Source organism: Providencia sp. PROV150 (assembly GCF_028481025.1).
In the GTDB taxonomy this organism is placed as follows: Bacteria; Pseudomonadota; Gammaproteobacteria; order Enterobacterales; family Enterobacteriaceae; genus Providencia; species Providencia hangzhouensis.
The window spans coordinates 193361-207600 of sequence record NZ_JAMPPJ010000015.1 but is presented as its reverse complement, the minus strand read 5'-3'; the positions used below and the strand labels follow the sequence as shown (position 1 = coordinate 207600).

General features: G+C 41.3%; 7 protein-coding genes. 2 read left to right on the top strand and 5 right to left on the bottom strand.

Going from position 1 to position 14240, the window contains the following annotated elements:
* The first annotated feature begins 27 nt into the window (after nucleotides 1-27).
* Nucleotides 28-1524 carry an MFS transporter gene (locus PSE83_RS12715; protein ID WP_262961027.1) on the top strand — a complete coding sequence of 499 codons (1497 nt, stop codon included), beginning with the start codon at nucleotides 28-30 and terminating at the stop codon, nucleotides 1522-1524.
* A gap of 48 nt (nucleotides 1525-1572) precedes the next feature.
* Here PSE83_RS12715 and PSE83_RS12710 read toward each other — a convergent pair whose 3' ends face one another.
* Nucleotides 1573-2982, bottom strand: coding sequence for an MFS transporter (locus tag PSE83_RS12710; protein ID WP_272660901.1), 1410 nt, complete (start codon nucleotides 2980-2982; stop codon nucleotides 1573-1575).
* A 74-nt stretch (nucleotides 2983-3056) separates the two neighbouring features.
* On the opposite strand from PSE83_RS12710, the gene PSE83_RS12705 reads away from it, so the two are divergent.
* Nucleotides 3057-3719 carry a helix-turn-helix transcriptional regulator gene (locus PSE83_RS12705; RefSeq protein WP_096863658.1) on the top strand — a complete coding sequence of 221 codons (663 nt, stop codon included), beginning with the start codon at nucleotides 3057-3059 and terminating at the stop codon, nucleotides 3717-3719.
* 37 nt (nucleotides 3720-3756) lie between these two features.
* Here PSE83_RS12705 and PSE83_RS12700 read toward each other — a convergent pair whose 3' ends face one another.
* The 4 genes from PSE83_RS12700 to PSE83_RS12685 form a co-directional block, all read right to left on the bottom strand.
* Entirely contained in the window at nucleotides 3757-6270 is a 2514-nt protein-coding gene (locus PSE83_RS12700) for a penicillin G acylase (protein WP_110592762.1), read from the bottom strand.
* Between the two features lie 166 nt (nucleotides 6271-6436).
* Nucleotides 6437-7012: a rhomboid family intramembrane serine protease gene (locus tag PSE83_RS12695; RefSeq protein WP_004906266.1), complete on the bottom strand. Its 576-nt coding sequence runs from the start codon at nucleotides 7010-7012 to the stop codon at nucleotides 6437-6439.
* Nucleotides 7012-11949, bottom strand: coding sequence for a DNA repair ATPase (locus PSE83_RS12690; protein WP_272660900.1), 4938 nt, complete (start codon nucleotides 11947-11949; stop codon nucleotides 7012-7014). Before PSE83_RS12690 ends, PSE83_RS12695 begins: the two co-directional genes overlap by 1 nt.
* Before the next feature lie 80 nt (nucleotides 11950-12029).
* The gene (locus PSE83_RS12685) at nucleotides 12030-14231 is read right to left on the bottom strand and encodes a flotillin family protein (protein WP_004906264.1); all 2202 of its coding nucleotides are present in this window, start codon (nucleotides 14229-14231) and stop codon (nucleotides 12030-12032) included.
* Nucleotides 14232-14240: the final 9 nt, after the last annotated feature.

Sequence of the window (14240 nt, the reverse complement as noted above, 5' to 3'; positions counted from 1 at the left end):
ATCAAATAAACTCATTGAGAGAATTTTATGTTAACCGATTATAAGCGCTGGATAGTGCTTCTATTAGTTTCAAGTGTACTGTTTCTTATCGTTATTGATGTCACTGTACTGTATACCGCATTACCTAAATTAACCCATGATTTAGGCGCTACGTCATCTGAAAAACTGTGGATAATGAATGCGTACCCACTGGTTGTCGCTGGGTTATTACCTGCAGCGGGGATGCTAAGTGATAAAGTCGGTCACAAACAAATGTTTTTGTTGGGGCTGCCGTTATTCGGTTTAGCCTCGTTGTGTGCTGCGTTTTCACCAACAGCAACAAGTTTGATTTTGTCTCGTGGCTTTTTGGCTGTAGGTGCCGCAGTAAGTATGCCTGCCACCCTTGCGATTGTAAGGCATGTTTTTTTAGACCCGAAAGAAAGGGCGTTAGCAATTGGAATATGGTCGGCAGTTGCTTCAGGTGGGGCGGCAATAGGCCCTTTGATCGGCGGTATCTTACTTAACCACTTTTGGTGGGGCTCTGTTTTTTTAATTAATGTACCCGTCGTTTTATTGGTTATTCCGTTCGCTTGTTATTTAATCCCCAAATGTGGTGGTAACAGCGATAAAAAAATCGATATTTTAGGTTCCATTTTAGTGTTAATTGGTTTAATTGGGGTTATTTATGCGTTGAAAGAGCTCGGTAAACCTTATACCGACTGGCCGGCGGTATTGGTTTCAGGTGTTATTGGGGTTTTCTTTTTGGTGGTATTTAGAAATCGACAAGTGAAATCAACATCACCAATGATTGATTTTACGCTATTAAAGCACCCTAAATTCAATGCAGGGTTGATGATGGCGATTTTATCCATTGTGGTTATTGTTGGTGTCGAATTATTACTAAGCCAACGTTTACAACTGGTATTGGGCTATACCCCATTTCAAGCTGCGTTGTACATCATCCCGATACCCTTAGCGTCAGTATTTGCAGCACCTTTAGCTGGTATGTTCTTACATAAGTTGGGTGAGATTAAACTTACCATTTTAGGGTTTAGTTGTACGCTAATTGGTGTTGTGGGATTGGCTGTCGTTTATCAAACATCAACGGGTATCTTACTGCTTTCATTTCTTTTTCTTATTGGTTTTGGTCTTGGTGCGATATTCACGACAGCATCAACGACAGTGATGTTAAACGCCCCTGATGAAAAAGCGGGTATGGCAGCATCAATTGAAGAAATTGCTTATGAAATTGGCAGTGTCTTAGGTGTCACCTTTATGGGGGGGTTAATGAGTGCTATCTATACGTTAAAACTCTCATTACCTGAAGACATGACTGTCAGCGATAAAGTTTATGACAGTATTGATGAGGCTTTATTAGTTTCTGAATCACTGCCAGTAAATACTGCATCAGCATTGATAAATCAGGCAAATATTGCCTTTGACCATGCTTTCTTAGGGGTGATGGTAGCAACTATTTTTGTTCTGCTGATCAGTATTATTGTTCTGCCTTATTTGTTACGTTCCAAAAAAGCATTAGTAAATTAATTAGGTTGATTTTCCCGCAAAAAGGGAGCTTTTACTCCCTTTTGCTCTTTATTTTATTTTGCGGATTAATACCGTTGCTAGTAATGGGCTAATTGCAAATAGGGCGAATAACCAGATTGAAGCTTGCTGTGCCCCCGCGATCCCCCCAGGGTTAATTAGCCCGCTATTATTGACGACGACTCCTACTAAGGCCGCAGATAGCGCAGTTGCATACAATTGAATGGTAATAATAGAAGATGACGCAAGGTTTTCCTCTCCCTCTGGCGCATTCTTAAAAACACGTAATACCAGATGTGGCCAACACACACCAATTCCTAGACCAACCCCTGCCATGGCGATGAGATAAATAACGAATAATGGCCATGATTCGATAAGTTGTTGATTATGAGTTAGAACAGCAAGCGCAATTAAAGAAATAAATATGATGACCGGGCCTGTTCGAATAATTCGGATAACAATAGCACCTGTTTTATTGGCACTAAAGAGTGCCCCAAGAGTCCAACCCGCAGCCATTATTGCGGTTAAATAACCTGCTGTGAGCGGAGAAAACAGATGGATGGTTTGTAAGAAATAAGGGACATAAATTTCTGTTGTCATGCCTCCAACTAACAAACACATGGTTAAAAATATGACGCCAAGTGGACTTTTGAGTGAATAGGCTCCCGTCGGTAATAAACGTTTTTCATTTTTGCCATCGAGTAAGGCAATCGTCAGCAGTATGGCTAGGCCAATTAATAAACCAATAAGGTTCATGAATAAGCTGTCAGACAAACTTCCAATTGAAATAGCAAGAACGGATATCACTAACAAAGAAATCGCTAAGAATGGGATTTTGTTAGTTTTTGGTGCCTGGGATTGTTTTTTGGGGAGTTGATTGATGACAATGAGCGCTAGAAAAATAGCGACAGGTAGTAAAGCCCAAAATGCCCAACGCCAATGGCCACTTTCAGCAAAAATACCTCCAATTGCAGGGCCACAGAGTGTTGCTATTCCCCACATACCCGAAACGACACCCATGGCTCGGGACCATAAGTTTTCAGTAAAAACAATGCGAATTAATGCGTAGCTCAGAGCAAATAAAATACCGCCACCCAGTCCTTGTAATGCTCTGCCTCCCAGCAACACTAGCATTGATGGGGAAGCTGCACACCAAATAGACCCTAAAGAAAAGAGAATGAGTGCGAATAAATAAGAAAATTTAGGCCCAAAGCTGTCTAATACTTTACTGGAAAGGGCTGAACCGACAATTGATGTTGCCACAAATAAAGTGGTATTCCATGCATAATATTCAAGACCGCCAATATCATTAACAACACTAGGCAATATGGTTGTTACGATATAAATATTGATAGCGTGTAGCGCAACACCACCAGTTAAGGCGATAGTGAGTAATGCATTGGTGCCACTAAGTAAATCAGCCCACTTGGCTTGAGGTACGGTTGATGTTTCATTGCTCATAGAGAGACCCGCTAGACGGAATAGTAGGAAAAGATGTATTATACAAGTAATCGCTTGGATAATAGAGTCGCATAATGATTAATGCAAGTAATTACTTTGATAATTTAAATCTAACGCAGGCTGTGGATAAGGTTCTATTTTGTATCAAAACTAAAGGACCAATTTCTACCGCAGTGATCGCAAATGACTTAAATATGACTGGGGAAGCTGCAAGGCAACACATTCAAAAACTCACTTCGTTGGGGCTAGTTGAAGGTGCGCAGTGCTTATCACAAACAGGGGCAGGGCGCCCTCGGCAAAATTGGGTGTTAACGGAATTAGGGCATCAACGTTTTCCTGATACTCATGCGCAACTTGCTCTTCAATTAATTAATTCTGTTCAAACTATTTTTGGTGATGAAGGGCTAGAAAAGCTGATTAGCCAAAGGGAAATGGAAAGCCGAGAAAAATATTTTGCCCGTTGTAAAAATTTACCATTAGCTGAGCGGCTTGAAGAGCTGGCTGAAGTGCGTAGCGAAGAAGGGTATATGGCGAAGGTTGAACAAGATGATGACAGTTGGTTGTTTATCGAAAACCATTGTCCAATTTGTGCAGCAGCCACCGCTTGCCAAAACTTTTGTCGTTCGGAATTGGCGTTGTTCAGTGAGATTGTGGGTGATGATGGTAGCATTGAGCGCGAACAGTACTTATTAAATGGTGCTGGACGTTGTGTGTATCGTGTGAAGGTTAAAAGCTAAATACCGAGACACCTTGGTATTTAGCTTAATAATAGTATTATCTCTCAATTATTAGTGTTTCAGTTGACTCAACATGTGGTGCCAGCTCTTCGCTATCAAGCCATAGCGGCTTTTTACCAAACTGTTGGTATAATGAGAGTTGGTCTTGGTAGTGAGGTGACGGTTTTCCTTGCGGGGAAATAAAGCCACTTTGCCCTGGAGCAACAACATCCCATGCATTCACTCCTTTTTCGGTAAATACGATTAGGTCGTTTTCCGTTCCCCGGTTGTGATATTCATTTTGATGAAAATTTTCTTGAGGTAAGGCTTGTGGTACACCAAAAAAATTATTTTCACGGAAGGTTAATGCCGTGGCTGGTGTTTGCCAATTAGCTGGGTTATCACCGTATTTTACTCTCATTTTTTGGTAGGTCGCATTCAGTGCTTTTTTAATTACATCATTCCGCGATTGTCCTAAAAATAAATCGATAGGCTGAGGTATTGGTGATTTATCTTCTAAGAGAGATTCATACAGTAATTTTGCGCCTGTACTGATATTTAACGACCCAGTAGGGCCTTCTTGTGTCGTTTCATAACCACTTGCTAGATACCATTTATCAAATGGTGCGGGGACGGTTTGGCCTAGGGTGGCTTTAAGCATTTCTTTTAGCCAGATATCGAGAATAGCAGACCCAGGGTGAATATAGTGTTTCCCATCACTTGATAACTGGTTTATACCATCCCATTGCTGGAGAATAGACACTAATTTGACCGCATTGTCAGTTGACGGCAAACCTTGTGTCGCTTGAGCTAAAAAAGGGGTAAACAAGCGATGATTGAGGTCGACACGGCTAGTTTGCTGCAAAATCGTCCACATATCATCAGCTGTTAACTTATCATAGGCCTCAATGCGGCTATCGATTTCTGTCACCCTGTCTGCACTTCCCCATAAGAAGGCAAACAAGTCGCTAGCGGGATAATTTTTAGCTGGGGAGTTATTCCAGTTGGCGATGTAGCCGGATTTGGGATTATAGACTTTAGGATTATTTGCAAAGGGCTGTATCCCTTTCCAGTCCCATTCTCCCGTGCCTGATACGGGTAAACGAGGGTCATGGTTTATTTGGCGCTCGGGGTAGTGCCCGGTATGGACATAGCCAATGTTTCCGTCTTTATCCGCATAATACCAATTGATTGTCAGTGCTTGGTTTTGTGCTTGGTCTAGCCATTGCTGCCAGTTTTGTGCTTGCCCTTGCTTCACCCAAGCCATTAAGGATGTAAGCTCTTTGCCATCCCATGCGCGAGCTTTGCTGTATGCGGTGTGAGTTGTATTATCTCGCTTGACCACATTACCATGAACAGTACGGTACACATCAAAAGTAATGGGTTTTTCACCTTTTACATTCAATGTCTCTTGGCGCGATAGCATTTGTTTCCACTGCCCTTGGTGGAGGTAGCTATTTGGGTCTTCAGGTGAAATCTGTTCTGCAAAAATATCAACGCCGTCACCAAAACCAGCCGTAGAGCCCCAAGAAATTTGCCCGTTATGACCGAATAAAATAGCGGGATAAGCAAACGGTGTATTTCCAACAAGATTAAACCCTGCTCCATGTAAACCTATACCGTATGTATATGCTGGGTTAAACCAACCAAATTGTGGACCATTAAGTAAAATGGCTTTTGCGTCAGAAGCTTTTGTTTTTCCAACAAGCCAAACATTGCTGGTGGTTGGGTACCCAGCTAGCCCATTAGCACCACCTTGCTCATATTGCTGAGCGATTAGCGCATTATTTTCCTGAGAAGAAAGCGCAATTAATTTTCCCGTTGCATCTTTTGCCGTGCGTTCAAACATTGGAGCAGTAAGTCGGTAATCACTAATTTGATTCAACTGCGTTATATTTTTTGTTTTTTGTGAGTCTGAATAGGTAAATTCTTCTGATGATATTGTTGTGGGTGCATTGGGATTATTAAGCCAATTAATTTGGTTAAAGAACGCTACTCCCATTTGTTCACCATACTTATCTTTAAGCGCAGTGAGTAATGCCAGATTATCAATTTCACTATTCATATCAGAAAAGCGGTTTGCCATTGTACCGACCATAATCATCGCAACATCAAAACTTGTCCATTGGGATGGTAAAAAATCATAATCAATAAACTGTTTAGGCATTAAGTCATCAGGTTTAGCATTGATTTGTTTAATCCATGCATTCATGCCATCTGCATAACCTCTTAAAATATCTTGTTCTTTAGAGGGTAGCTGCGTGATTTGTTTGTGGATGGAATCAGGCCAATAGTTATTTCTGATTTCTTTATCAAAAGAAATGTAATCTTTACCTAATACTTCGGAAACCGTACCTTGAGTACTGCGTTTAGCCATTTCCATTTGGAATAATCGGTCTTGTGCCACTGCATAGCCGTATCCATAGAAAAGGCTATAAGTATCACTGGCATAGATGTGAGGAACGCCGTAGTTATCTCGTTCAATTTTAATTTGAGTTGACTGAGAAAATGATGAGAGCGATAGCGAGCTTAAACTAAAAGCAATAGCGATTGAAATGAGATGTTTTTTCATTTATTGAGTCCCATGTTGTTATTATTTTTTGAGACTAGCATTATTATATTGTTAATAAACGGTTAATTTATGGTTAATTGTTAATATATGAATCATGATCACAAAAAAGGATACATAAATTTAGATAAATTACAAAAAATGAGTCACAACTGTGTTGGGATACTATTTAAGGTGAGAGATTATGGGTTTTTTGATGGAAACGATGACTTAGCCATGCATAGATGACCCCAGCAATAGCCCCTGCTATATGGGATTCAGTTGAGATGTACAAGTGAGTCGGTAATAAGCCGCTAGCCATTGTGCCAAAATAGAATAGCACTAATAACGCGATAGCTATATCAACCCAGCTTCGGCGGAAAAAACCTTGGGCGATGAGTAAGCCCCATAAACCAAAAACCCAACCACTGGCACCGATATGAATAGCATTACGACCTAATAACCAAACAGCAAAACCCCCAACAACAATAATAAATAGTGATGCAAGCAAATATGCCTTAATAGTACGGTGCAGTAATAGGGCACTTAGTATGATAAATGGCGGTAAATTACTGAATAAATGCTCCCAATTACTATGGATAAATGGGGCAAAGAATATACCGATAAGCCCAGTCGCTGTGCGTGGTATAATTCCGAATGAAGTTAACCCCCCAGCCATTAAGCTATTAATAAGCTGTACCGCAATAAAAATTGCGACAATGCAGACTAATAGCTTAATGCGAGGATGCCCTTGTAAATATTTCATTAGTGGTTACCCAGCGCTTGTACACTTTCAACAAGCGACGCTAACTGACCAACAACCCGATCACCAATATCTGTATTATCACCACCTAAAGATTTATTACGCATAAAGTCTTTCTTAATTTGTTGCCAACGTGCTGCATCTTTTTCGGTAAGTGTTCCTCGTAACTCAGCGAGTTTGAGTAAGTTTTCTTCTGCGCCGGTTGTGAGCAGCTGTGCCTCACCCAAGTAGTGGTCATCTAGTAATCTTTCAAGTTCATCATTATTCATAACGGAAGAGACTTTTTCGCTGAGCTTATTCATATTACGGTAACTACCTTGCAAGCGAAATGCGGGTTCTGTCCGGTATTTATCGGATTGTGCTGCACTGGCGATATAGTGTTGATTCACTTTCAATACAACATCTCGTAACTTGATTAATTTACTGATTACCGATGTGATTTCATTAATTTCTGCATCAGAGTACGGGTAACTTAAAGTGTTGGTAGAGACAGATTTACCCATCGCTTTATCAACAAATAAGTACAGGTCGTTCAGGTCTCGTAATGCAAGAGGGGCTAATACTGGGTTTGATGTCAGGCTGTTTTCTATATAACTCAGGGAAAATGCTTCATCCATACCACCTAATACCTCACCAAGGTTATAAATATCAGCGCGGTTTGCAAGCATATCAGGGATTCGGAAAACTTCCCCTGACTCGGTATAGGGGTTACCTGCCATAACGACACAGAATTTTTTACCCCGCATATCATAAGTTTTGGTTTTGCCTTTCCAAACGCCTTCAATACGCCTTGTTCCATCACATAAGGAAATAAATTTTTGTAAAAACTCAGGGTGAGTGTGCTGAATATCATCAACGTATAACATCACATTATTACCCATTTCTAAAGCTAAATTGAGTTTTTCTAGCTCTTGTCTTGCCGTTGCATTAGGCGCTTGTTCAGGGTCTAGAGAAAGCACATCATGGCCAAGAGCAGGGCCGTTGACCTTCATAAAAATTAGCCCTAAACGGTCTGCGGCATATTCCATTAAGGTAGTTTTACCATACCCAGGTGGTGAAATCATCAAGAGCAGCCCCATGAGGTCAGTGCGTTTACCTTCCCCTAAAGCTCCAATTTGTTTTGCCATGTTATCGCCGATGATAGGCAAATAGACGTCGTTTATCAGTTTATTACGCACAAAAGAGCTTAATGGTTTTGCTTTATATTCATGCAGTTTTAAACGGCTACGTTCTTCAGTAACAATCTGTTGGCGAAGGGCTTGATACTGACGAAATTCGGGGATAAAACGTTTCCGTTGCCCACGCATACGACTGAAGTAGTTATCTAAACTCAGTGATAGAGTTTGGTTTTCAATGGTCGGATGTTCGCCAAGTAACCCGTTAACTTTAAAGTAAAGATCGGCTTCACTAAAGCGAGCAGAAGCCACTTTGTCTAAGATAATAATGGCAATAGCACCGGGTATGTATGGAGCAAGGTGAGCAAATTCAGGGGTTGAACACAGCCCTTGTAACCAGTTTTGAACTAATGACCAGCGCTGGGCATAGCGAGTCCCTAAATTTTGTTGTGAGCGATTAAAATCTCCCCACATATGGGCTTCTTCTAAGCGGCTCTGGAGTGCTAAAACTAATTCTCTTGCATATTTGCTATAGACGAGTTCTATAGGGGTTCTTGCTAGTGCAAAGCTAAGATATTCGGCGGCTTGAGTCTGCTCATAGGCTTGGCATTGAATGGGGTTATCTTGTAAAAACAAGCTAATTTCCGCTTCGATTTCGGCTTGTAGGTCAAGTAATGCATTGTCATTATGGAATAATTGGTGAATATTCATGGCGGTTCTTGCACGTTCAGGCCATAAAGCGGGATAATCGTCTTTTTGAGCGAGTTCCCAATAAATAGCTGCGATAGCACGAGCTGTTGGGCTATACCGTAATAAATCGGCGCTTTCACCGATTGGTAGTAGTTTTTTCAGTAAAGCAACAGCATCGTGGTCATGAATACCTTTTTCATAACCTTCTTTATAACGTGGGCTCGCAAAATCACGGACAATTTTTTCAAGTTTTTCCGTTGACGTTAATGCGTTTTTTAGGATGTCAAAATTTAGCCCTTCTTGGCGTTTTGTTGCTGCATAGATAATTGAATAAGCAAGGTATTCGGCCCGGTAAACTGCATCAGATTCAGACTCTAATGAGGCGCTCCAATAAGGTTTTAGTTGTGATAGTTGTTCATTTTCTATTGGTTCTTGGAAATCTGTCCCAGTGAGATAAACCCATAGTTGCTCATTTTTCGGTAAAATGGTGAGATCAAGCTCTTGGGTGTTTACACTGAATCGGTGACGCCCGAGCTTAATGACATTTCCACCATCTTCAAAAATATCTGTTTTATCACGCAAAATTCGAATGGCTTGGTCCCGAGAGGATTTCAGGCGAGCGTCAATATCATCAGCTTTAACGTTGTCGTTAATCTCTCTTAATTTTTCAATAATTTCACGGGTTTTAAGTGCCAGAGGGTCTGAGGCAAAGAAAGCATTGAGTTCATCTTGAGACTGTAAACGAGTTGTTCGGCGTTGCAGACTGTCTAGTAGACGGTCTGCCGCAGTGACTAAATTTTGTGCGCGGCGTTGGCGGTCATCAATAAGAACTTGTTTATGAGATTCAAAGGTTTCGAGTAATTCTTCCCGCTTAGTCAAAATATCATCAAGAAATTCATCATGATTGCTAAATTGACTTTCGAGTTCTTCTAACTGAACAAGCAATCTTGATAACTGATCATCGCAACGTTCAGGATCAGTGGCAAGAGACAGAGCATTGGTAATGCCTTGGCTGAATAGGCGAAATTGTGCGCCAAATTGAGCGACTGTTTCCACACTGCTTTGTGATTTTCGTTTTTGTTGTAAACGAGCTCGAGATTGGTTTAGCTGAGCATAGATTTGCGAAATAGCATCAATAATGTGGGTTTGTTGTGTAACATCGTTGAAGCTTAGTGATGCCATTAGGTTTGAAAGCATATCTAAGTCAGCAGACATTTTTTCCATATCCTTCATGGGAATGTCTAACTGGGCACTGTTTTGGGCTTTTTCTATTTGTTCTTCGAAAACAGTTAATTGTGTTTTAAAGGGCTGTAATGCTTTATCACTAGCAAGAAAAACAGCGGTTTCTTGTGATACATATTGTTGATTTTTCTCTATTTCGCTTTCCATTTCGCTAAGTTTTTCTAAATCCATATAGCGAAATTCACGCAGTGAAATCAAATGACCGCGTTGAGCACTCAGGGCATTTAAGCCATCAACAAATTGTTGAATATCAGCCCAACTTTCAGGCAACGTTAATGAAATCAATGATTTTTGGCGGCTGATGGCTTCATTCATTGACTTGGCAGATTGCTGCCGTATGCTTTCGACCTTTTCGTATTCATCAAGGACGAGCTCACTTGTTTGAGTGATTTCTTTAAGCAATTTACCAATACCAAGGCATTGCTCATCACCAAACCAGTAATAAATATCCAGTAAATTTTTTGCTTGTTGGCTAAGTTGTTCGTAGCGAGCGATAGAAATTTGGCTGCCTTCTATTTCTTTGGATACATGCAATATTTCAGAAATACCACGAACTAAGTCTGCATTGCCTATACGGCCTAAAAAACCGCTACGAGTGGGTTGTTTGTCGGCAAACTCTTCTGAGTAAAATGGGGTCTGCCAAACTTGCATTGGGTGAACGCGAGTCGCTTCTTCCCCTTCGCCTTCAAATAACACCATTTTTCCATCTTCAAGCATGGCATAACCATGCCCAATGAGTGGAATTGAAAGTGTTCGTTCAATTAAATTGTAATTGAATAGGGCAATACGACCTTGATTTGGAGAATAGAAAACATATAGAACATCCTCTCCATTTGGGGAACGACGTAAACGGCGAAAACGCATTCCATCCATAGACTGCTCAAACGTTTTATAATCACCATTTTGTAAGTAGTAACCGCCAGGGAAAATAATACCGTGGTCTTCTGGTAACTGGACGCACGCTTGCCCAATAGCATCAATACGTTGTACGGATTGGGATAACGTGTTGTAAACTAAATAACGCCAAGTTTCTTCCCGATAAGGTAAAACTTTTAAGATAATTAAACTGCCAGTTTGTGCGTATTCAATTTGGGCGTCGTCTAGTGATTGGTTTTTATCAAGAACCGCTTCTCGGTAAATCCCCAAACCATCTTCAGTGTTATTTTCACACTTGATGGTTAAATCACCGCCGATAGTTTCAATGAATACTGTGTCAAGAATATTGATGTGAGGGTATCGGCCGTTAACGGTGTCTTCTCGCGTGGTTTTTTGCCATTCAAAGTCATAGGCTGGTGGGAGAGCGATATCGCGTTCACCCCGGTTATCAATATACTCAATTTTGCGTTTGTCGCTGGAGATTGACCAGCGAAAAACTCGCACGTCCGTGATGCGATCGCCAATTTGAAAACTAGCAAGAAGTTTGCCGTCCCGTTCAACAAGTTGCAGTAACTGTGTGTTCTTATAATAGGTATAGAGTTCAGTAAAATCTTGAACAAAGCGATTATCACTCAAGAAGGTATCTTCATAAGGGACTGCTTCAATATCAAACTCATTGTCGTTTTCAATTAACCGATATAGTGAAAATACATCTTCGAGGTGCGTTTCTTTTTTTAGGCCGAGGAATACGTTATAGCCAAATAAAAGCCACTCGCCAACGCGGACAATGTCCCTTGCTTGGCAATTATTTTCAGTACGAATGCGAATGCGGCCAATGATATCCATTTGGCTCTGGCCGAATTCATCCAACCGCATTTCATTGAGTTGAGCGGCTTTTTGATGAAGTTGTTGCCCTTGGTCGGTCAGGCGTTTGCGTAATATTTCATAAGCACCACCTTCTGCAACAGCACTATCGAGTATTTCTTGTTCGCGATCCGTATCCTGAATATCTGACATTGCGCAGCGAATTCCCTTAACTAAGACAATAAAAATGAAAAACAATAGGGGTAGGTTCACTACCCCAATGCGCTAAAGGTTTACAGTTGGTCATCCGTTGGTGGAATCGGTTTTGATATGACCGTTTTTGCTGGCTGATTAACCCCTTTAGCTGCCATAAAACCGTTTATAAGATCTTGAACTTCGGGGTTTTTCAATAATGCGGCAATATCAACTTTTTTGTCTTCTTTGCTACGATTAATGAGTTTTTCAACATTTTCTTTTGCGAAACTGCTTTTATCCATAAAACCATCAACGGCTTTTCCGAGGCTTAGTGCTTTAGAGAAGGTGTTGAAGAAGCTGCCATCACCGCCCACAATTTCAATATTGGTTTTGCTAAGCGCTGCAGCCAATACATCAGCTTGCTCCCGGGCAATTTCTTTATTGGCGTCGATAGATGCCATGGCTTGTTCAAATTCTTTCTCAAGGCGCATACGAAACTCTTCATGAGAGCGAGCGGTATCGCTGAGATGATCCATAGATTTAAATTTGTCAGTTAAACCATCGGCTTCAGCTTTCAAGCGTTGGCGGATAACTTCTGCTTGTGCTGAACCTAATTGGCCTTCTCCTCGAGCTTGTGCTGCCAGTTTTTCTTCCAGTACTTTCGCATCAGCCAAGCCTAGTTTTTCTTTGGCATTGGCTTGTTGTTCTTCACCACGAGCTTGAGCGGCTAATTTCTCTTCAAGGATTTTCGCTTCAGCAAATCCTTGTTGTTGTTCTGCTTTGGCTTTGGCTTCCATTACCTGAGCTTCCGTTAAGCCTTTTTCTTTCAGCCCACGTGCTTCCGCTAACAATTTCTCAGCTGTAATGTTGGCAAGAACAAGACCTTCTTTTTCTTCCGCCTCTGCGGTTGCTTGGCGAACTCGAGCTTCTGCTAAACCTAATGCCGCATGTTCAGCTTCAACCCCTTCAGCTAAGCGTTTTTTGGCTTCAGCTTGTTTTGCTGATGCTTCTAATTCTGCTTGTGCCATGGTGCTTATTTCTTCTGCACGGTGCTTAGCACTGGCTTCATCGGCTTCGGCTTTTTTCACTTGGCGAACTAACGATTCTTCCGCTTCTGCTTGTGCATTAATCACTGTGACTTGGCGCATACGTTCAGCTTCAGAGACTTCACGAACTTCTTTGATTCGTTCCTCTTCCTGTGCCACGGTTTTTTCAACTGCTACACGTTCACGTATAACATTGGAGATATTTTTGCGTTCTTCTTCGAGTGCTTTTTCTTTTTCTATGCGCTGTAATTCAACTTCTCTTTCACGGGCAACAATTTCAAGCTCACGTGCTCGGCTCACTCGCTCTTCTTCGATAGCTACAGCACGAGTACGGTTTTGTTGAGCGACTTCAACTTCACGCATGCGGTTTTCTTCACGGATTTCAATTTCTTGCTGGGTTTGAATACGCGCTTGCTCTGCTTTAAGGCGTTCTTCTTCTTGAACACGTAAAGTTTCAGCTTGTTCACGGGCACGAATATTATCAATTTCACGTTTTTGGCGAGCTTCGGCATCGGCTTGTTGGCGCTCTAAAGCTAAACTTGCTTCGCGGGTTTCAACGTTTTTCTTTTGAATTGCGAGCTCTTGGTCACGCTCTTTTTGGTTGGTCTCAATATTGTGAATTGCGGTGATTTCAGTAATTTTACGAATACCTTCGGAGTCAAAGATATTATTTGGGTCTAAGGCTGATTTAGGTGTTTGTTCTAGGTAATCAATAGCTACATCTTCAAGGGCGTAGCCGTTAAGGTCCTTTCCTATCACATCAACAATGCGGTCACGGAAGTCTTGTCGGTTTTCAAATAAAGTGGCTAAATCCAGTTGCTTACCTACTGTTTTTAAGGCTTCAGAGAATTTTGCACTGAATAACGTGCTGACCGCTTGATGGTCTGATGCACGGTCAACACCGATAGCTTTTGCAACTTTCAGCACGTCTTCCGTCGTTTCATTCACTCGCAAATAGAAAGCAACGGTGATATCAGCACGTAAGTTATCATGACAAATTAAGCCATCTTTACCGCGGCGATCAACTTCAAGTGTTAGCAAAGAAATACGCATGAATTCTTTTTTGTAGATGACAGGGTAAACTAATGCCCCTGTAAAATGCACTTTAGGCTGTGATGACATGTCATTGACAATCAAAGCAGTACCTTGTGGGACTTTGATATAGAAGGCTTTGAATAACCCAAAGAACCCTAAAATAACTAGGATGATCCCCCCGATAATTGTTAAAAAGGGCATTAGTGCAGCCAAGTCCATATTGATTCT